Here is a 16884-nt window from a genome sequence, read left to right as displayed (position 1 = left end):
GGAGTCGACTCCTGCGGATGCCGGGAGCCTGGCACCGGGGGCCGGTGACACCGCCGCGGAGAGGGACGTTCGGCCCTGGCGACGGGTCCGCCGTCGGCGCACGATCGTGAGCAGGACGGCGGGGAGGCTGTCATGGCGCACGTGGTCATCCTGGGCGGCGGCACCGCGGGAACGATGGTGGCGAACAAGCTGCGCCGGAAATTGGGTGACGGCGCGCGCATCACGGTCGTCGACCGCGACGACGCGCACCTGTACCAGCCTGGGCTGCTCCTGCTGCCGTTCGGCGTCTACGACCCCCACGACCTCCTGCGGCCGCGGGACCGGTTCCTGCACCGGGGCGTCGACCTCGTGCTGGCCGAGGTCGCGCAGGTGCTGCCGAAGGAGAAGGAAGTCCTGCTCGGCGACGGTCGCACCCTGCGCTACGACGTGCTGGTCGTGGCCACCGGCGTCGCACCCCGGCCGGACCAGACCCCCGGGATGAGCGACGGCCAGTGGCGCCGGAGCGTCTTCGACTTCTACAGCCTCGAGGGCGCCGTCGCGCTGCGCGACGCGCTCGCGGACTGGCCAGGCGGCCGCCTCGTCGTCCACGTCACCGAGATGCCCGTCAAGTGCCCGGTGGCGCCGCTGGAGTTCGCCTTCCTCGCCGACGCCTTCTTCGAGGAGCGGCGTATGCGCGAGCGGGTCGAGATCGTCTACGTCACCCCGCTGGAGGGCCCCTTCACCAAGCCCGTCGCCTCGGCGCACCTGGGCGCGATGTTCGCCGACCGGCACATCGGGCTCGAGCCGGACTTCTACGTGGAACGGGTCGACCCCGAGACCCGGACCCTCGTCTCGATGGACGAGCGCGAGGTGCCCTTCGACCTCCTCGTGACGGTGCCGGTGAACATGGGCGCGGACTACGTCGCCCGCTCGGGCCTGGGCGACGAGCTGAACTACGTCCCGGTCGACCGGGGCACGCTGCAGTCGACGGCGTCCCCAGACGTCTTCGCGATCGGCGACGCCAACGACATCCCCGCCTCCAAGGCGGGGTCGGTCGCGCACTTCGAGTCGGACGGCGTCGTCGAGAACATCGTCGACCACCTGCACGGACGACCCCTCACGCACCGGTTCGACGGGCACGCCAACTGCTTCATCGAGACCGGCCACGGCAAGGGCCTGCTCATCGACTTCAACTACGACACCGAGCCCCTGCCCGGTGTCTACCCCTACCCGCGGGTGGGCCCGCTGAGCCTGCTCAAGGAGACCCGCGCCAACCACCTCGGCAAGCTCGCGTTCCTGCACCTGTACTGGAACGTGCTCCTCCCGGGCCGGCCGATGCCCGTGCCGTCCCGGATGTCCATGGCCGGCAAGGAGACCGCCGGCACGAAGGAGTAGACCATGCCCGTCATCGAGATCCAGGGCAAGCCCGTCCACGTCGACGACGAGGGCTTCCTCACCGCCTACGACGAGTGGGACGAGGAGCTCGCCCGCGTCCTGGCCCAGCAGATCGGCATCGACCTGACCGACCGGCACTGGGACGTCATCCGCTTCCTCCGCGACGACTACCGCACCCGCGGCGAGACCGCCACCACGCGGCGGGTCAACGCCGTCGGCGGCATCCCCGTCAAGGAGCAGTTCGCGCTCTTCCCCAAGAAGCCCGGCAAGAAGATGTCCTACATCGCCGGGCTGCCCAAGCCGCACGGCTGCGTGTGAGAGGCACCGCCATGGCCACCACCGACCTGCCCGCCCCCGCCCTCGTCCCCGACTTCGACGACGAGGAGGGCGTCGGCCGCAAGCTCGCCATCATCTGCTCCAAGGGCAACCTCGACATGGCCTACCCCGGGCTCATCCTCGCCAACGCCGCGCTGGGGGAGGGCGTGGAGACCCACCTGTTCTTCACGTTCTGGGGCTTCGACATGATCATGACGTCCCGGGCGGACGACCTGACCTTCTCGCCGGTGGCCAACACGGCCATGCACCTGCCACTCAAGGGGGTGCGGATGCCGCAGGCCCTGGCGCCCGCTCCCGGGGTCAGCGCCATGGCGACGAAGATGATGAAGCGGCAGATGGAGGAGCTGGGCATCCCGCCGGTGCCCGAGTTCCTCGACCAGATCGTCGCCGCGGGCGGCCACCTGTGGGCCTGCCGCCTCACGGCGGAGATGCAGAAGCTCGACACCTCCGACTTCCGCGACGACGTCGAGGGCGTCATCAGTGCCGCGGACTTCATCGAGAAGACCGCCGGGGCGCAGCTGCTGTTCATCTGAGCGGCGCCGGCCGCCCGGCGTCGCCGGGTGCGCCGGTCAGGCCAGGGACAGGAAGAGCTTCTGCAGCTTCTCGACGTCGAGGTCGTCCTCGCCGGTGCGGTCCTGGCCGGCGGGGGCGCTGAGGCACTGCTTCATGCCGGTGGCGATGACGGCGAAGCCGGCGCGGTCGATGGCCTTGGAGACGGCGGAGAGCTGGGTGACGACGTCCTCGCAGTCGCGGCCCTCCTCGATCATGCGGACCACCCCGGCCAGCTGGCCCTGGGCGCGCTTGAGCCGGTTGACGACCTTGCTCATCTCGACCGGGTCGAGCTCCATGGCGGTGCCTCCTTCTGTGGGAACTTCCTTCAACGTACCCCGGCGGGTATGTGTCGTGCCGTTACGCCTGGTCGACGGCGGTCAGCGCGGCGCGCAGCCGGCCGGCGGCCTCGTCGGCCACGGTGCGGAGCTGGTCGTTGCCGGTCAGCTCCACCATGGTCCGGGGGTCGAGCACCTGGACCACGGTGCGCTGCGCGCCGTCGGCGCGGACCACGACGTTGCAGGGCAGGAGCAGCCCGATCGACTCCTCGGCCTGCAGGGCGCGATGGGCCAGGGGCGGGTTGCACGCGCCGAGGATGACCTGCGCGGGGAGGTCGACGTCGAGCTTGGCCTTCAGCGTCGCGGCGAGGTCGATCTCGGTCAGGACGCCGAAGCCCTGCTCCGCCAGGGCCTGACGGACGGCCGCCAGCGCCTGGTCGAAGGGACGGTCGAGCGTGGTGGTGATGCCGTAGTGCATCAGTGCTCCTGCTGGGTCGGCCGGGGCCTCGCAAGGCCCTGGGGGATCGGTGGTGGTGGGTGCCGAGGTCAGGCGCTGTGCTGCTGCGCGGCGAGCTGGGCGCGGACGTCGTCCATGTCGAGCTCGCGCACGGCGGCGATGACCTGCTCGACCGCGGCCGCGGGCAGCGCGCCGGGCTGGGAGAAGACGCCGATGCCGTCGCGGAAGACCATCAGGGTCGGGATGGAGGTGATGCCCGCCTGGGCGGAGAGCAGCTGCTCGGCCTCGGTGTCGACCTTGGCGAAGGTGATGTCGGGGTGCTGCTCGGACGCCTTCTCGAAGACGGGGGCGAACATGCGGCAGGGGCCGCACCAGGATGCCCACCAGTCGACGAGGACGATGCCGTCGCGGCGGATCGTGTCGGCGAAGGTGGCGGCGGTGAGGTTGACGGTGGCCATGACAGCTCCAGCTCTGCGTGAGGATGATGCGGGGCTAAGTACCCCCTGGGGTATGTAACGCCGTCAGGCCCGGGGCATTCCCCGGCCCGGGACGCCCGGCGAGGCGTCACGGCGAGTCAGACGGTGCAGGTGGTGCTGCCCGCCAGGCGCTGGGACAGCCCGAACCCGGCCGTGACGGCGGCGAGGGCGGCCATGGAGACCTGGTGGGGACCCGCCTGGACCAACCACCCGGCTGCCAGGACGGTCGCGGCCGCCATGGCCGCGCACGGGGAGCAGCCGAGGTCGGGGCGCAGGCCGGTACCCTGCCGCGGCACGTAGGTCGCCAGGGTCGCGGCGGCCAGGACCGCCACGAGGCCGACGAGCGCGATCCACAGAGGGGGCGCCCCCGGGCCCCGGCCCTCCCCGGCCAGGAGGGGGCATCAGCACGGGCGTGAGCACCGCCGTCGCAACGGTGCGTCGCCGCGACCACCGGCCGCTTGCCCGGGCGCCCGCCAGGCGGCGCAGGAGTGACGGGGACCGGCGCCTCGCCCGGGCGTCGAGCCGGTCGGGGTCGGGTCGTGTCGCTGCCGGGTCCGCCGGCACGTCGGCGGGCTCCGTCAGCGTGCCCGCGAGCTCGTCGAGCGCGTCGACGCCGCCGTCGCGATACGCCTGCCAGCCGGGCGACGACGCGGCCGGCTGCGCGCACCGCGCGACCCACCGCTCCCGCACGCCACCGATGACGGGGGCCGCCTGCCCGGCGGGCGTCGAACCGGTCAGCTCCCGTTGCACGTCGGTCAGGGCCGCCACCGCACCCTCGTGGTACTTCACCGCCGGTCGCGACGTCCCCGTGCGCGAGAGGGGGCACAGGGAGGCGTCCCTGGCCGCCGCGGACAGTCGAGCGAGCGCGTGGCGTCGTGCGGTCTCCACCCGCCGCCCGGCGTCCGTCGCGGTCAGCGGCAGGTGCATCGCTGCGACGGCTCGACGTCGGCCATGACGGCGTCGACGTGCATGCCGCAGCCGGTCCAGGTGATCTTGCCGCAGCGGTCGCATCGGATCGGGCTGCACATGGGATGACTCCTCGATTGTCGTGGGGGAGGTGGGGCGGCTGCCGGTCACCGCCGGACCGCGCCGCCGGCCCGCTGCCAGGCGCCCATGCCCCCGGAGATGCTCGCCGCCTCGATGCCGAGGCCCCGCAGCCGCTTGGCGGCCGTGCGCGACCGCATGCCGCTGGCGCACACCACCAGGACCTGTCGGTCCTTCGGCAGGCGGCGCGGTGCCTTGTCGATGTCGCCGAGGGGGACGTGGATGGCCTGCGGGGCGTGCCCGGTCTTCCACTCGTGACGTTCGCGCACGTCGAGCAGGGCGGCGCCGTCGCGGACGAGGTCGACGGCGCGTGCGGCGTCGACGCTGGAGCCGAGCCGGCCGTCATCGGCGGCGGCCCCGAAGAGGCCGCGCAGGCGACCGAGGAGTGACGAGGAGGTCGTGGTCATGGGGACCACTCCTTTCGGCGGTGGTCTGGGTCCGGTGACGAGGCATCTCGGCCGGTCGCCGGGTCTGTCGAGGCGTGACTCTATACCCCCGTGGGTATCGACCCCTATTCCTTGGCGGGTGCCGAGGTCGCGCGGGTGCGCCGGGCCTGGCTTCCGCGTTCCCGGGGAGTGGGCCCCGAACCGCATCGTGGTAGCCGTCCGAGGCGGAGCATGGCGGCATGTGCGGACGCGCCCTCTCGCTCGGGACGGGGAATGCGGGCGGGGCGGGGCCTGTTGTACCGTCGAAATACCCCCCTGGGTATCGTCCCGACCTGGAAGGAAGACACATGACCGAGGTCTCCATCGACCAGTTCGCCGCCGCGAAGGCCGGCGGCGCGTTCGTCATCGACGTGCGCGAGCCGTTCGAGTACGTGGGCGGCCACGTTCCCGGCGCCGAGCTCGTCCCGCTCGGGGAGGTGGCGTCGCGCACCGCCGCCCTGCCGTCCAACCAGCCCCTCTACGTCATCTGCGCCAGCGGCAACCGCAGCCTGCGCGCCACCGAGTACCTGCGCGCCGCCGGCTTCGACGCCTACTCCGTCAGCGGCGGCACCAGCGGCTGGATCGGTGCGGGCAAGCCCGTCGTCACCGGCCCGGACGCCGACGCCTGATCCCCCTCACCGGAAGGACCAACCCGAGTGACCACCACCATCCTCTCCATCGAGACGCCGTCCCTCGGCGACCGCAGCTACCTCGTGCACGACGGCGAGGTCGCCTTCGTCGTCGACCCGCAGCGCGACATCGACCGGGTGCTCGACGCGGCCGACCGGGCCGGCGTGCGCATCACGCACGTCTTCGAGACGCACATCCACAACGACTACGTCACCGGCGGGTTCGCCCTCGCCCGGCAGACCGGCGCGGCGTACTTCGTCAACGCCGAGGACGAGGTGTCCTTCGAGCGCACCCCGATCCACGACGGGGACGTCGTCGAGGTCGGCCCGACGATGCGGGTGCGGGCGATGCACACGCCCGGTCACACCTTCACCCACCTGTCGTACGTGCTCGAGGGGGAGGAGCCGGCGGTGTTCTCCGGCGGCTCGCTGCTCTTCGGCTCGACCGGACGGCCGGACCTGCTCGGCGAGGAGCACACCCACGCCCTCGTCCGGCACCAGTACAGCTCGGCCCGCCGGCTGGCCACCGAGCTGAGCGCGGACACGAAGGTGATGCCGACCCACGGCTTCGGCTCGTTCTGCTCGGCCACCTCCGCCGGCGAGAGCACCACCGCCTCGACCATCGGCCAGGAGCGGCTGGTCAACCCCGTGCTGAGCCAGGACGAGGCCGACTACGTCGCCGACGTCCTGGCCGGGCTGGACGCCTACCCCGCCTACTACGTGCACATGGGTCCGGCCAACGCGGCCGGCCCGACCGCCTCGGACCTGTCCGAGCCGGAGCGGGCGGACAAGGACCAGCTGCGACGCCGCCTGGAGGCGGGGGAGTGGCTCGTGGACCTGCGCACCCGCACCGCCTTCGCGGCCGGGCACGTGCCGGGCACGTTCAACTTCGGCCTGGACGGGCAGTTCGCCACCTACCTGGGCTGGCTCATCCCCTGGGGCACCCCGGTCACCCTGCTCGGGGAGTCGGCCGAGCAGGTCGCCGAGGCCCAGCGCGAGCTGTCCCGCATCGGGATCGACCGCCCGGCCGCGGCGGCCACCGGCCGCCCGGAGGAGTGGACCGACGCCCCACTCGCCCAGCTGCCGTCCGCGACGTTCGCCGACCTCGCCCAGGTGCTCCACCACCGGACCGTGACCGTCCTCGACGTGCGGCGGGTGAGCGAGTGGCGCGAGGCGCACATCGACGGCGCCGTCCACCTGCCCATCCACGACATCGTCAAGCGGATGGACGAGGTGCCCGCGGGGGAGGTGTGGGTGCACTGCGCCAGCGGGTACCGCGCCTCCATCTCCGCCTCGCTGATCGCGGCCACCGGCCGCCGCGTCGTCGTCATCGACGACAGCTTCGACCGCTGCGTGGCGGCCGCCGGGCTGCCGGTCGTGTCCGAGGCCGACCCGGTCTCCGCCTGAGGGGAGGACCCGTCGTCGTGCTCGCCCTGACCCTGCCGATCGGCCTCGTCGTCGGCCTCACCCTCGGCGCGCTGGGCGGCGGAGGCTCCATCCTCACCGTCCCCGCCCTCGTCTACCTCCTCGGGCTGGACGCGAGGTCCGCGACGACCGGCTCCCTCGTCATCGTCGGCGTCACGACGCTCATCGGGATGCTCCCGCACCTGCGCGCGGGCCGCGTCCGCCTCGGCCAGGGCGTCGTCTTCGGCTTCCTCGGCGTCGGCGGCGCGGTCGTCGGGTCCCTGCTGTCGACCGCGGTGCCCCCGGACGTCCTGCTCGTCGCCTTCGCGGGCCTCATGCTCGTCGTCGCCGCGGTGATGACGCACCGGCGCCGCGCGGCCGCCCGGGACGAGGCCGCCGGCCGGGTCGTCGTCGAGGCCCGGACCACCCCGATGCTCTCCCTGCGCCCCTTCCGCTGCGACTGCCGCGCGGTCGGCCTGCTGCTGGTCACGGCCGCCGCCGTCGGGGTGCTCACCGGGTTCTTCGGCGTCGGCGGCGGCTTCGCCGTCGTCCCGGCGCTGGTGCTCGCCCTACGCATGCTCATGCCCGTGGCGGTGGGCACCTCCCTGGTGGTCATCACCATCAACAGCGCCAGCTCGCTGGTCTCCCGCCTCGGCCAGGACATCACCCTCGACTGGGGCGTGATCGGGGCGTTCACCGCCGCCGCGGTGGTCGGGTCGCTGCTCGGGGCGCGCATCACCGCCCGGGTCAGGCCCGACCGGCTCAACCTGGCCTTCACGGTGCTGCTCGTCCTGGTCGCGCTCTACACCGCCGCCCGATCCATCCCCCAGCTCTTCTGACCGGCCACGATCCGAAGGACCGCCCAGATGCCCCTGACCACCTTCGCCCCGAGAACCTCCTCGCGGCCCGTCGCCCGGTGGGGCGGCGCCGAGCGGCGCTCCCTCGCCGGCATGGCCGGCGTCGTCCTCCTGCTCAACGTCCTCGGCTGGGGCGTGCTGCTCCTGGCCGTCGCCCCGCAGCGGCTCGCCGTCGGCAGCGCGGGCGTCTTCGGCGTGGGCCTCGGGGTGAGCGCGTTCCTCCTCGGGGCCCGGCACGCCTTCGACGCGGACCACATCGCGGTGATCGACAACACCACCCGCAAGCTCGTCGGGGAGCACCGTCCCGCGCTGAGCGTGGGGTTCTGGTTCTCCCTGGGGCACTCCAGCGTCGTGTTCGGGCTCTCGCTCCTCCTTGCCCTGGGGCTGCGCGCGGTCGCCGGCCCGGTCGCCGACGGCGGATCGGCCCTCCAGCAGACCCTCGCCCTGGTGGGGTCCGTCGTCGCCGGCACGTTCCTCATCCTCATCGGCCTGCTCAACCTCGGCTCCGTCCGGGCGATCCTCCGGGTCTTCCGGGAGATGCGCGGCGGCGCCCTCGACGAGCGCGAGCTCGAGCGGGTGCTGCACGGCCGCGGCCTCATGGCGCGCCTGCTCGGCCGGTTCACCCGCCGGGTGACCAAGCCGTGGCACGTGTACCCGGTGGGGCTGCTCATGGGGCTCGGGTTCGACACCGCCACGCAGGTGGCGCTGCTCGTCCTCGCCGGCGGCACCGCGGCGCTGACGCTGCCCTGGTACGCGATCCTCGTCCTGCCGGTGCTCTTCGCCGCCGGCATGAGCCTGTTCGACGCCGCCGACGGCGTCCTCATGGCCCGCGCCTACGGCTGGGCCTTCCTCGCCCCGGAGCGCAAGGTCTACTACAACCTCACCGTCACCGTGCTCTCCGTCGTGGCCGCGCTCGGCGTCGGCACGGTGGTGGTGCTCCAGCTCGTGGCCGAGCACACCCCGGCCGCCGCCGTCCTGGGCCGGGCCGGGGGCCTCGACCTGGCCGGCGTCGGCTACGCCCTGGTCGCGCTCCTGGTCGGGGTCTGGCTGCTGAGCCTGGCCGTGTGGCGCCTCGGCGGGCTCGAGGAGCGCTGGCGGCCGGCGGAGGGCCGTCCGTAGCCCGGACGCGCCGCGGCGAAGAGGCCTCAGAGGGCGACCGTGCCGCCGACCACGGTGGTGGTGGCCCCGCCGACCCAGATCTCGCCGTCGGCGGCGCACACGTGCACCCGCCCGGCCCGGCCCAGCGCGGTGCCCTGCGCCGCGACGTACCGCTCCGGCGCGACGCCGGTGTCCATCAGCCACCTGGCCACACCGGCGTTGAGGCTGCCCGTCGCCGGGTCCTCCTGACCGGCGCCCTTCAGGGCGCGCACCTCGAAGGCGGGGGCGGCGGGGTCGGCCGGGTCGGGGTCGAGGGGACCGACCACGCCGAGCTTCAGCCCGTCCATCAGGGCCGGGTCCGGGCGGATCGCGAGGACCTGCTCGGCGGAGGCGAGCCGGAGGCCGAGCCAGTCGGGCCCGTTGACCAGCCAGGAGGCGTCGAGGACGTCGCCGCGGTCGATCCGCAGCGCGGCGGCGGCGCGGTCCAGGGCGCCGTCGTCGGGGCGCTCGTAGCGGGTCAGGGGCGGGCCGGCGAAGGCCCAGCGACCGCCGTCCTCGCGCACCGTCACCAGGCCCGCGCCGCACTCCTGGACGATCCGGTCGGCGGCGCGGGGGCGTCCTCCCGCCTCGAGCCAGGCATGCGCCGAGCCCAGGGTGGGGTGCCCGGCGAACGGGTACTCGCCGGTGGGGGTGAAGATACGGACCCGGTAGTCCGCCTCCGGTGTGGTGGGCTCGAGGAGGAACGTCGTCTCCGAGAGGTTGGTCCAGGAGGCGAAGCGCCGCATCTCCGCGTCGGTCAGGCCGGAGCCGTCGACGACGACGGCGACGGGGTTGCCGAGCACCGGATCCGTGGAGAAGACGTTGACCTGGGCGAACGGGCGGGTGCGCACGCCGTCACGGTAGCGACCCGCGCGGCCCGGCCCGTGCTGGGCGCGCCCGCCGCGGCCACGGGGCGCCGGCGCCGGCGGGGGCATTCACCCGTCCGAGACGATGCGCGCCACTGTGCCGGGGGTTGTCGTGGAGACCCCGGCACAGCGGAGGAGAGCCGCATGGCATCGACAGCGAGTTCCAGCAACCAGCCGTCGCGCACGGGGCACGCCGAGGCCGGCACGGCGCCGGCCCGCGCCCCGCTCGTCCTGGCCACGCTGATCGTCGTCGCGGCGGTCGCGAACCTGAACCTGTCGGTGGCGAACGTCGCCCTGCCCACCATCGGCAAGGCCTTCGACTCCTCCCAGACGGCCCTCAACCTCATCGCCGTGGGCTTCTCGCTAGGACTCGCCGCGTCCGTGCTCTACCTCGGCGCGGTCGGCGACCGCTACGGCCGCAAGATGATGGTGGTCGTCGGCCTCGTGCTGTCCATCCCGGCGAGCCTGCTGGCGGCGTACGCGCCCAGCGACGGCGTCCTGGCCGTGGCCCGGATCCTCGGCGGGGTGGCGGCCGGCATGGTCTACCCGACGACCCTGGCGCTCATCGCCGCGCTCTGGTCGGGCCCGCCCCGGACCCGCGCCATCGCGCTGTGGTCGGCGCTCGGCGGGGCGATCGCGTCCCTCGGCGCGATGGCCGCGGGGTTCCTCCTGGAGCGGTTCTGGTGGGGGTCGGTGTTCCTCATCACCTTGCCGCTGGCGATCCTCGCGCTGGTCCTGGCGTGGTTCCTCGTGCCCGCGCACGCCCACGAGTCCACCGACCCGGTGGACAACCTCGGCGGGATCCTGTCGGTGGTGCTCGTCGCGAGCCTGGTCCTGGCGATCGACTTCGCCCCCGTTCCGGACCGGGGCGCGCTCGTCCTGGGCCTGGCCGTGGTGGCCCTGGCCGCGGCCGTGGCGTTCCTCCTGCGCCAGCGGCGCGCCCCCAACCCGCTCTACGACCTCGCGGTCGCCGGGCGCCGGATCTTCTGGGTGGCGGCGTGCGCGGGCATCATCGTCTTCGGCTCGCTCATGGGCTCGATGTTCATCAGCCAGCAGTACCTGCAGAACGTGCTCGGCTACACCACCCTGCAGGCCGGGACCGCGTTCCTGCCCGCCGTCGTCCTCATGGTCGTGGTCGCGCCACGCTCGGCGCGACTGGTCGAGACCCGCGGGGCGCGCACGACGCTCCTGACCGGCTACGTCTTCCTCATGGCGGCCTTCCTCTGGATGTTCTTCGTCTGGGGCGAGGGCAGCAGCTACGGGACCGTCGCCGTCGCCTATGCGTTCATCGGCATCGGGGTGGGCTTCGCCGGCACGCCCGCCTCGCACTCGCTCACCGGCGCGGTCCCGGTCAGCCGGGCCGGGATGGCGTCCGGGACCGCCGACCTCCAGCGTGACCTCGGCGGCGCGATCATGCAGTCGATCTTCGGGGCGCTGCTCACGGCCGGCTACGCCAGCGCCTTCGCGGCCACCCTCGCCAGCAGCGGGGAGGCCGTCTCGGCCTCGGTGCAGTCCGCGCTGACCAAGTCCTTCGCCAGCGCCCAGCAGCTCGCCGAGCAGTACCCGGCGTACGCGTCCCAGATCACCGCGGCGGCCAAGCAGTCCTTCCTCCAGGGCGACGACTGGGCCTACGCCGCCGGTGCGGGCGCGATCCTCCTCGGCGCGGTGCTCGTCTACTTCATGTTCCCCCGCCGCCAGCGGGAGCGGGAGCTGCTGGCGGCCTACCAGGCGCAGGACAGCCGGACGGGCGTGGCCGGCGCGCCGGAGTCGTCGTCCGAGGCCGCCTCGGCGGACTGACGGGCGGCCCGCCGCCCTGCCGCTCAGGAGCCGAGCGCCTCGTCGGCGGTGAAGAAGTCGAGCAGCACCGGCGCGAGCACCTCGGGGTCGACGCGGTGCGTCTGGCCCTCGAGCGTGCGGCGCTGCCCGAGCGGCAGCGCGTCGGCGACCGCCTGGGCGGCCCGGTGCATCCACGCCGGGCTCGCCCCGCCGTCGAGGACCAGCGTGCGCACGTGGACGTTGCCGAACAGCCGCGGCGGGAAGGTGTCCCCGCGGGTGCTCTCCGCCATGATCGTCGCGTCGTAGGGCAGGGTGTGCGCGAGGGCCTCCTGGGCGTCCCACAGCGGCGAGCGGCGCAGGTGGTCGAGCTCCTCGACCGGCATCGCCGCAGCCTCGGTGAGGAAGAGGGCGACGGCGTCACCACGGCGGCCGGCCCGCAGCAGCTCGGTCAGGCGGTCGAGGTAGTCGGCCGGCACGGGCGGACGGGACTCGTCGACGATGTACGGCGGCTCGTACAGCGCCAGGTGCGTGATCGCGACGCCCTCCGCGGCCGCCTCGAGCGCGAGGGCGGCGCCCGAGGAGTATCCCAGCACCCGGGCGCTCCCGCCGACCGCCTCCACCACCGCCGCGAGGTCCTCCACCTCGCGAGCCACCGCGTAGGGGTCGGTGTCCCCGCTGTCCCCGCGGCCGCGCCGGTCGTAGCTGACGGCGGCGACGGGGCCGGCCAGCCGCTGCGCCAGCGGCGCGGCGGCCTCGCGGCTGCTCAGCGCCCCGCCGACCAGGACCACCGCCGGCCCCTCGCCGCTGCGCTCGTACGCGATGACCGTGCCGTCCCTGGAGACCACGGTGTCCACGGTGCCGCCTCCCTGCGCTCGCCCGGCTACCTCTAGGGTGCGGACGCGCCCGCGGCGCGGTCAACACCTTCTCCGGCGGGGCCCGGACCGGCCCGGACGCCGGCGGTCTAGGGTCGAGACCTCACAACCTCACCTCCCGGGACGTCTACCCAGCGTGAAGCCCTTCGAGCGCGTCGTCGACGAGCACGGCCCCACCGTGCTGCGCGTGTGCCGCGCGCTGCTCGGGCCCACCGACGCCGACGACGCCTGGTCGGAGACGTTCCTCGCCGCGCTGCGCGCCTACCCCGAGCTGCCCGCGGACGCCAACGTCGAGGCCTGGCTCGTGACCATCGCGCGGCGCAAGGCGCTCGACCAGCTCCGCGCCCGCCGCCGCCGCGCCCTGCCGGTGGCCGAGCTGCCGGAGACCGCCACCGACGGGCACCAGCCCGCCGACGAGGACCTGTGGCGCGCCCTGCGCGCGCTGACCACCCGCCAGCGCGAGGCCATCGCCTACCACCACCTCGTCGGACTGCCCTACGCCGACGTCGCCGCCCTCGTGGGCGGGTCGGCGGCCGCCGCCCGCCGCGCCGCCGCGGACGGCATGCGGACCCTGCGCACCCTGCTCGAGGAGCGGCCATGACCACCGACCCGCTGCGCCCGCTGGACACCGTCACCGGCGCCGACCTGGAACGGCTCCACGCGCGGCTCGTCGCCGCGGCCGCCACCGCCGGCGTCCTCGACGTCGCCTACCGCACGCTCGACACCCCCGTCGGCCCGCTCCTGCTCGCGGCCACCGACCGGGGCCTGGTGCGGGTGGCGTTCGCCAGCGAGGACCACGACGCCGTGCTGGCCCGCCTCGCCGAGCGCATCAGCCCCCGTGTCCTCCACGCCCCCGCCCGGCTCGACGACGCCGCCCGGCAGCTCGAGGAGTACTTCGCCGGGCGGCGCCGCAGCTTCGACCTCCCGATCGACCTGCGCCTGGCCGCCGGGTTCCGCCGCGAGGTCCTCGACGAGCTGCCCCGCATCCCCTTCGGGCGCACCGCCAGCTACGCCGAGGTCGCCGCGGCCACCGGCCGGCCCAGGGCCGTGCGGGCGGTCGGCACCGCCTGCGCCACCAACCCGCTGCCGCTGGTGCTGCCCTGCCACCGGGTGCTCCGCTCGGACGGCGCCCTCGGCGGGTACCTGGGCGGCCCGGCGGTCAAGCGCTGGCTGCTGCAGCTGGAGGGCGCCGCGTGAGCATGTCGGAGGGTGCTGGCAGGGTTGGCGCATGACCTCGACCCCACCCGACGCCCTCGTGGCCGCACCCGACGGCGTCGTCGTCGGGCCGGACGGCCTCGCCCGGCCCGCCTGGGCGGCCACCGACCCGCTCCTGCGCGCCTACTACGACACCGAGTGGGGCCTGCCGGTGCGCGACGAGCAGGGCGTGTTCGAGCGGATCTGCCTGGAGGGGTTCCAGGCGGGGCTGTCCTGGGCGACCGTGCTGCGCAAGCGCCCCGCCCTGCGTGAGGTCTTCCGCGGCTTCGACCCCGACGAGGTCGCCCGCTTCGACGACGACGACGTCGCCCGCCTGCTCGGCGACGCCCGGATCATCCGCAACCGGGCCAAGGTCCGGGCCACCATCACCAACGCCCGCGCCACGATCGCGCTGCGCGCCGACGGCGGGCTGGCCGCGCTCGTGTGGTCCTTCCAGCCGGCCACCACGCCCGCGCCGCGCACCCCGGCCGAGATCGCCGCCACGAGCGAGGAGTCGGTGGCGCTGTCGCGGGAGCTGCGCCGGCGGGGCTTCGCCTTCGTCGGGCCGACCACCATGTTCGCCCTGATGGAGGCGATCGGGATGGTCGACACCCACCTCGTCGGCTCGCACCGGCGCGGCAGCTCGGGGCTGTGGGCCGCCGACGGCACGCGCCGGTGACCGGCACGCCGGCCACCGGCGGCACGGCCGCCGCTGCGCCGGCTCCCGCCCCGGTGCTCCGGCTCGCCCTGCGCCCGCCCTTCGCCGTCGCCCCCGTGCTCGCGGCGCTGGCCGCCCACGCCGTGCCCGGCGTGGAGCTGGCGGACCCGGCAGCGGCGCGGCACACCCGCAGCGTGCCGGCGCCGCACGGGCCCGCCGTCGTCGCGGTCCACCTGACCGCGGAGCACGTCGACGCCACCGTCCACGCCCACCCCGCCGACGAGGCCGCGGTGGTCGCCCTGGTGCGCCGCTGGCTGGACCTGGACGCCGACCCGGCCGCGGTCGCCGCCGTCCTCGGGGCCGACCCGCTGCTCGGCCCGCTCGTCGCCGCCCGGCCCGGGCTGCGGGTGCTGGGGCACGTGGACGGCTTCGAGGCCGCGGCCGTGACGGTCCTGGGGCAGCAGGTCTCGCTCGCCGCCGCCCGGACCTTCGCCGGCCGGCTCGTCGCCGCCTACGGCGGACCTGCGCCGCTGGGCCTGCGCGCCTTCCCGCGCCCGGCGGTGATCGCCGCGGCCGCCCCCGAGGAGCTGCGGGCGGCGGTGGGGATCACCGGCGCCCGCGCCCGGACCCTGATCGCCCTGGCCGTGGCTTGTGCCGACGGCCTCGACCTGCGGCCCGGACAGGACCCGGCGGAGGTGCGCCGGCGCCTCCTCGCCCTCCCGGGCATCGGCCCGTGGACCGCGGACTACCTCGCCCTGCGGGCGCTGGGGGACCGGGACGCCTTGCCCGCCACGGACCTCGTGCTGCGGCGGGCGCTGGGGAACCCGCCCGCGGCGGACGTCGTCGGGCAGGCCGAGCGCTGGCGGCCGCTGCGGGCCTACGCGGTCACGCACCTGTGGACGGCCCAGGCCTACCTCTGACCGTGCCGTGCCGGGTCCTCCGGCAGGGCGCAGGGCGGCGTGGCTCAGGCTGCGGCGCCCACCCCGCGCAGCTGGACGTCGACCAGGGTGCTCACGTAGTCCTGGATCCCGGCCCGCAGCTCCTCGGCGGTCTTCGGGGAGGGGAACAGCACGTGGACGAGCACCGCGCCCTCGATCGCGTCCAGCAGGTGGTCCACCGGGGTCTGCGAGGGCAGCTCACCGCGCTGGCAGGCCTGCTCGATCCGGTCGCGCAGGGCAAGCAGCCCTCGGCTGATGCGACGCTGGCGGATGTCGTCGAACTCGTCCGGGTTGGCCTGGGCGGCGGAGTACAGGTGGGTCAGGGCGCGCCCGTGCTCGCCCATGTACAGCTCGGCGCGGGCGACGGCGTGGGCGATGAGGTAGTCGCGGATGGCGACGTCGTCGGTCTCCTCGGGCACGACCAGGTGTTCCTCGAGGTCGTGCAAAGCGTCCATGAGCAGGTCGCGCTTGTCCTTCCAGCGCAGGTAGATCGAGGACTTGCCGATGCCGGCGTGGGTGGCGACGCCGTCGAGGCTCAGGCCGGACCAGCCCTTCTGTCCGAACAGCTCGAGCACGGCACGGTACGCGCGGGCCTCGGTGTCCGCGTGCCGCGGGCGCCCCGGCCCCCGCCGGACGGGAGGCTGCTCAGGCGCGGGCGTCTGCTGCTGCGACATCAGTCAGGTCCCTTTCCTCGACGGGTTGCCTGGAGGCTACCTGCGGGACACCGGGCCGGGGGCGACATCACGGCGACATTCGACGATGAATGTTCGGGGCGGGGGCGCGGAGCGGGCGACGGGGCGGGGTGGAGCGTCGACGGGGTGGCAGGCGAACAGGGCAGGCCACCGGCCTGCCCTGTTCGTCGGGATCGGTCAGTGCGCGGCGGGGGAGACCACGAGCAGCCATTGCTCGGGCCGCAGCTCGGCCGGCGCGTCCGCCGTCGTGCCCCGCTCCGCCCGGGCCAGCTCCCGGCACAGGGAGATCGCGGCGGTGAGCAGCTCACGCAGGCGGTCGTCCGCGTCGCCGACGCACGCCGTCGCGATGCCCGGCACCGCGAAGTCGAGGATGACCGGTCCGGGGTGGTAGCGCACCGGGCCGATGACGCCGTGGGCGATGAAGTCGCGCGCCCACCGTGCCGCCAGCGGCACGTCGGCCAGGGCCCGCTCGGTCTCCGGCCGCAGGGTGCCCGGCTCCCGACCGTCGCCGTCGGCGAGCATGCGGTCCACGCTGAGGATGCCCACGGCCAGCGCCCGCTGGGTCTCCTCGGCCACCACCGGCAGCGCCGTGATCGCGGTGAGCAGGGCGATCTCGTGGTTCCAGCGCGGGTCCTTGCTCGTCAGGCCGATCACCGAGGGGATGAGCGGGGCGAGCTTCGGGCGCGACCGGTCGGACGTGCAGTCGTTGACCAGCCGCGCCAGATGCGCCAGAAGCGGATGCGTGCACGCCGGGCGGTCGCTCCACCGCTCGCCGGCGAGGAAGGACGCCAGCTCCATGAAGCACGCGCCGCGTCGTGGGTTCCGGTGCTTCCCTCGGGAGAGCATCGGGAGCATGTCTGGCTGATCGGTCCTCATCATCACGATCTCACCGGCCTCGGCACTGGGGTGATGCGCTCCTGAC

21 protein-coding genes are annotated in these 16884 nt (G+C 74.5%); 12 read left to right on the top strand and 9 right to left on the bottom strand.

What is annotated here, in order from left to right; translation table 11 throughout:
• The first annotated feature begins 132 nt into the window (after window positions 1–132).
• Genes sqr through GD970_RS03505 form a run of 3 tightly spaced genes read left to right on the top strand, consistent with a single transcriptional unit; the run spans window position 133 to window position 2243 of the window.
• Entirely contained in the window at window positions 133–1374 is a 1242-nt protein-coding gene (gene sqr, locus GD970_RS03515) for a type III sulfide quinone reductase, selenoprotein subtype (RefSeq protein WP_152200846.1), read from the top strand.
• Window positions 1375–1377: 3 nt separating this feature from the next.
• Window positions 1378–1692 (top strand): TusE/DsrC/DsvC family sulfur relay protein, encoded by a 315-nt coding sequence (locus GD970_RS03510; RefSeq protein ID WP_152200843.1) that lies wholly within the window; start codon window positions 1378–1380, stop codon window positions 1690–1692.
• An 11-nt stretch (window positions 1693–1703) separates the two neighbouring features.
• On the top strand, window positions 1704–2243 hold the full coding sequence (locus GD970_RS03505; RefSeq protein WP_152200840.1) for a DsrE/DsrF/DrsH-like family protein: 540 nt from the start codon (window positions 1704–1706) through the stop codon (window positions 2241–2243).
• A 36-nt stretch (window positions 2244–2279) separates the two neighbouring features.
• Here the strand turns inward: GD970_RS03505 and GD970_RS03500 are convergent, their stop codons facing one another.
• The 5 genes from GD970_RS03500 to GD970_RS03480 all read right to left on the bottom strand — a co-directional run bounded on the left by GD970_RS03500 (window position 2280) and on the right by GD970_RS03480 (window position 4921).
• Complete coding sequence (locus tag GD970_RS03500; protein WP_152200838.1) at window positions 2280–2558, bottom strand: metal-sensitive transcriptional regulator; 279 nt, start codon at window positions 2556–2558, stop codon at window positions 2280–2282.
• Between the two features lie 61 nt (window positions 2559–2619).
• Window positions 2620–3015, bottom strand: a complete 396-nt coding sequence (locus tag GD970_RS03495; RefSeq protein ID WP_152200836.1) for a DUF302 domain-containing protein — start codon at window positions 3013–3015, stop codon at window positions 2620–2622.
• A gap of 68 nt (window positions 3016–3083) precedes the next feature.
• The gene (trxA, locus tag GD970_RS03490; protein WP_152200834.1) at window positions 3084–3452 is read right to left on the bottom strand and encodes a thioredoxin; all 369 of its coding nucleotides are present in this window, start codon (window positions 3450–3452) and stop codon (window positions 3084–3086) included.
• Between the two features lie 116 nt (window positions 3453–3568).
• Window positions 3569–3802 carry a hypothetical protein gene (locus GD970_RS03485; protein WP_152200832.1) on the bottom strand — a complete coding sequence of 78 codons (234 nt, stop codon included), beginning with the start codon at window positions 3800–3802 and terminating at the stop codon, window positions 3569–3571.
• A gap of 741 nt (window positions 3803–4543) precedes the next feature.
• Window positions 4544–4921: a rhodanese-like domain-containing protein gene (locus tag GD970_RS03480; RefSeq protein WP_152200829.1), complete on the bottom strand. Its 378-nt coding sequence runs from the start codon at window positions 4919–4921 to the stop codon at window positions 4544–4546.
• A 326-nt stretch (window positions 4922–5247) separates the two neighbouring features.
• Here GD970_RS03480 and GD970_RS03475 point away from each other — a divergent pair, with 326 nt between their 5' ends.
• From GD970_RS03475 to GD970_RS03460, 4 genes are read left to right on the top strand one after another with little or no spacing between them, the layout of a single operon-like run.
• The gene (locus tag GD970_RS03475; protein WP_152200827.1) at window positions 5248–5568 is read left to right on the top strand and encodes a rhodanese-like domain-containing protein; all 321 of its coding nucleotides are present in this window, start codon (window positions 5248–5250) and stop codon (window positions 5566–5568) included.
• 27 nt (window positions 5569–5595) lie between these two features.
• Window positions 5596–6975, top strand: coding sequence for an MBL fold metallo-hydrolase (locus GD970_RS03470; protein ID WP_152200824.1), 1380 nt, complete (start codon window positions 5596–5598; stop codon window positions 6973–6975).
• Between the two features lie 17 nt (window positions 6976–6992).
• Entirely contained in the window at window positions 6993–7811 is an 819-nt protein-coding gene (locus tag GD970_RS03465; protein ID WP_152200822.1) for a sulfite exporter TauE/SafE family protein, read from the top strand.
• Between the two features lie 27 nt (window positions 7812–7838).
• Window positions 7839–8948, top strand: a complete 1110-nt coding sequence (locus GD970_RS03460) for a HoxN/HupN/NixA family nickel/cobalt transporter (protein WP_226925130.1) — start codon at window positions 7839–7841, stop codon at window positions 8946–8948.
• A gap of 26 nt (window positions 8949–8974) precedes the next feature.
• On the opposite strand, the gene GD970_RS03455 is transcribed toward GD970_RS03460, so the two are convergent.
• Window positions 8975–9817 carry a PhzF family phenazine biosynthesis protein gene (locus GD970_RS03455; protein WP_226925129.1) on the bottom strand — a complete coding sequence of 281 codons (843 nt, stop codon included), beginning with the start codon at window positions 9815–9817 and terminating at the stop codon, window positions 8975–8977.
• Window positions 9818–9976: 159 nt separating this feature from the next.
• On the opposite strand from GD970_RS03455, the gene GD970_RS03450 reads away from it, so the two are divergent.
• Window positions 9977–11629 carry an MFS transporter gene (locus GD970_RS03450; protein WP_152200817.1) on the top strand — a complete coding sequence of 551 codons (1653 nt, stop codon included), beginning with the start codon at window positions 9977–9979 and terminating at the stop codon, window positions 11627–11629.
• Between the two features lie 23 nt (window positions 11630–11652).
• Here the strand turns inward: GD970_RS03450 and GD970_RS03445 are convergent, their stop codons facing one another.
• The gene (locus GD970_RS03445; protein WP_152200815.1) at window positions 11653–12462 is read right to left on the bottom strand and encodes an alpha/beta fold hydrolase; all 810 of its coding nucleotides are present in this window, start codon (window positions 12460–12462) and stop codon (window positions 11653–11655) included.
• Window positions 12463–12616: 154 nt separating this feature from the next.
• On the opposite strand from GD970_RS03445, the gene GD970_RS03440 reads away from it, so the two are divergent.
• From GD970_RS03440 to GD970_RS03425, 4 genes are read left to right on the top strand one after another with little or no spacing between them, the layout of a single operon-like run.
• The gene (locus GD970_RS03440; RefSeq protein ID WP_152200812.1) at window positions 12617–13081 is read left to right on the top strand and encodes an RNA polymerase sigma factor; all 465 of its coding nucleotides are present in this window, start codon (window positions 12617–12619) and stop codon (window positions 13079–13081) included.
• Window positions 13078–13677, top strand: coding sequence for a methylated-DNA--[protein]-cysteine S-methyltransferase (locus GD970_RS03435; protein WP_152200810.1), 600 nt, complete (start codon window positions 13078–13080; stop codon window positions 13675–13677). Before GD970_RS03440 ends, GD970_RS03435 begins: the two co-directional genes overlap by 4 nt.
• Before the next feature lie 31 nt (window positions 13678–13708).
• A complete protein-coding gene (locus GD970_RS03430) occupies window positions 13709–14353 on the top strand; it encodes a DNA-3-methyladenine glycosylase I (protein WP_152200807.1) in 645 nt (214 codons plus the stop codon).
• 53 nt (window positions 14354–14406) lie between these two features.
• The gene (locus GD970_RS03425; RefSeq protein WP_152201054.1) at window positions 14407–15252 is read left to right on the top strand and encodes a DNA-3-methyladenine glycosylase family protein; all 846 of its coding nucleotides are present in this window, start codon (window positions 14407–14409) and stop codon (window positions 15250–15252) included.
• Window positions 15253–15296: 44 nt separating this feature from the next.
• Here the strand turns inward: GD970_RS03425 and GD970_RS03420 are convergent, their stop codons facing one another.
• Window positions 15297–15845: a TetR/AcrR family transcriptional regulator gene (locus GD970_RS03420; protein ID WP_170297254.1), complete on the bottom strand. Its 549-nt coding sequence runs from the start codon at window positions 15843–15845 to the stop codon at window positions 15297–15299.
• Window positions 15846–16139: 294 nt separating this feature from the next.
• Window positions 16140–16760: a hypothetical protein gene (locus tag GD970_RS03415; RefSeq protein WP_226925127.1), complete on the bottom strand. Its 621-nt coding sequence runs from the start codon at window positions 16758–16760 to the stop codon at window positions 16140–16142.
• Window positions 16761–16884 lie beyond the last annotated feature (124 nt).

It is taken from the genome of Georgenia thermotolerans, assembly GCF_009193185.1.
Classification (GTDB): Bacteria; Actinomycetota; Actinomycetes; order Actinomycetales; family Actinomycetaceae; genus Georgenia; species Georgenia thermotolerans.
Note: the sequence above shows the minus strand (reverse complement) of the source record. Positions and strands in the feature narration are given on the sequence as shown.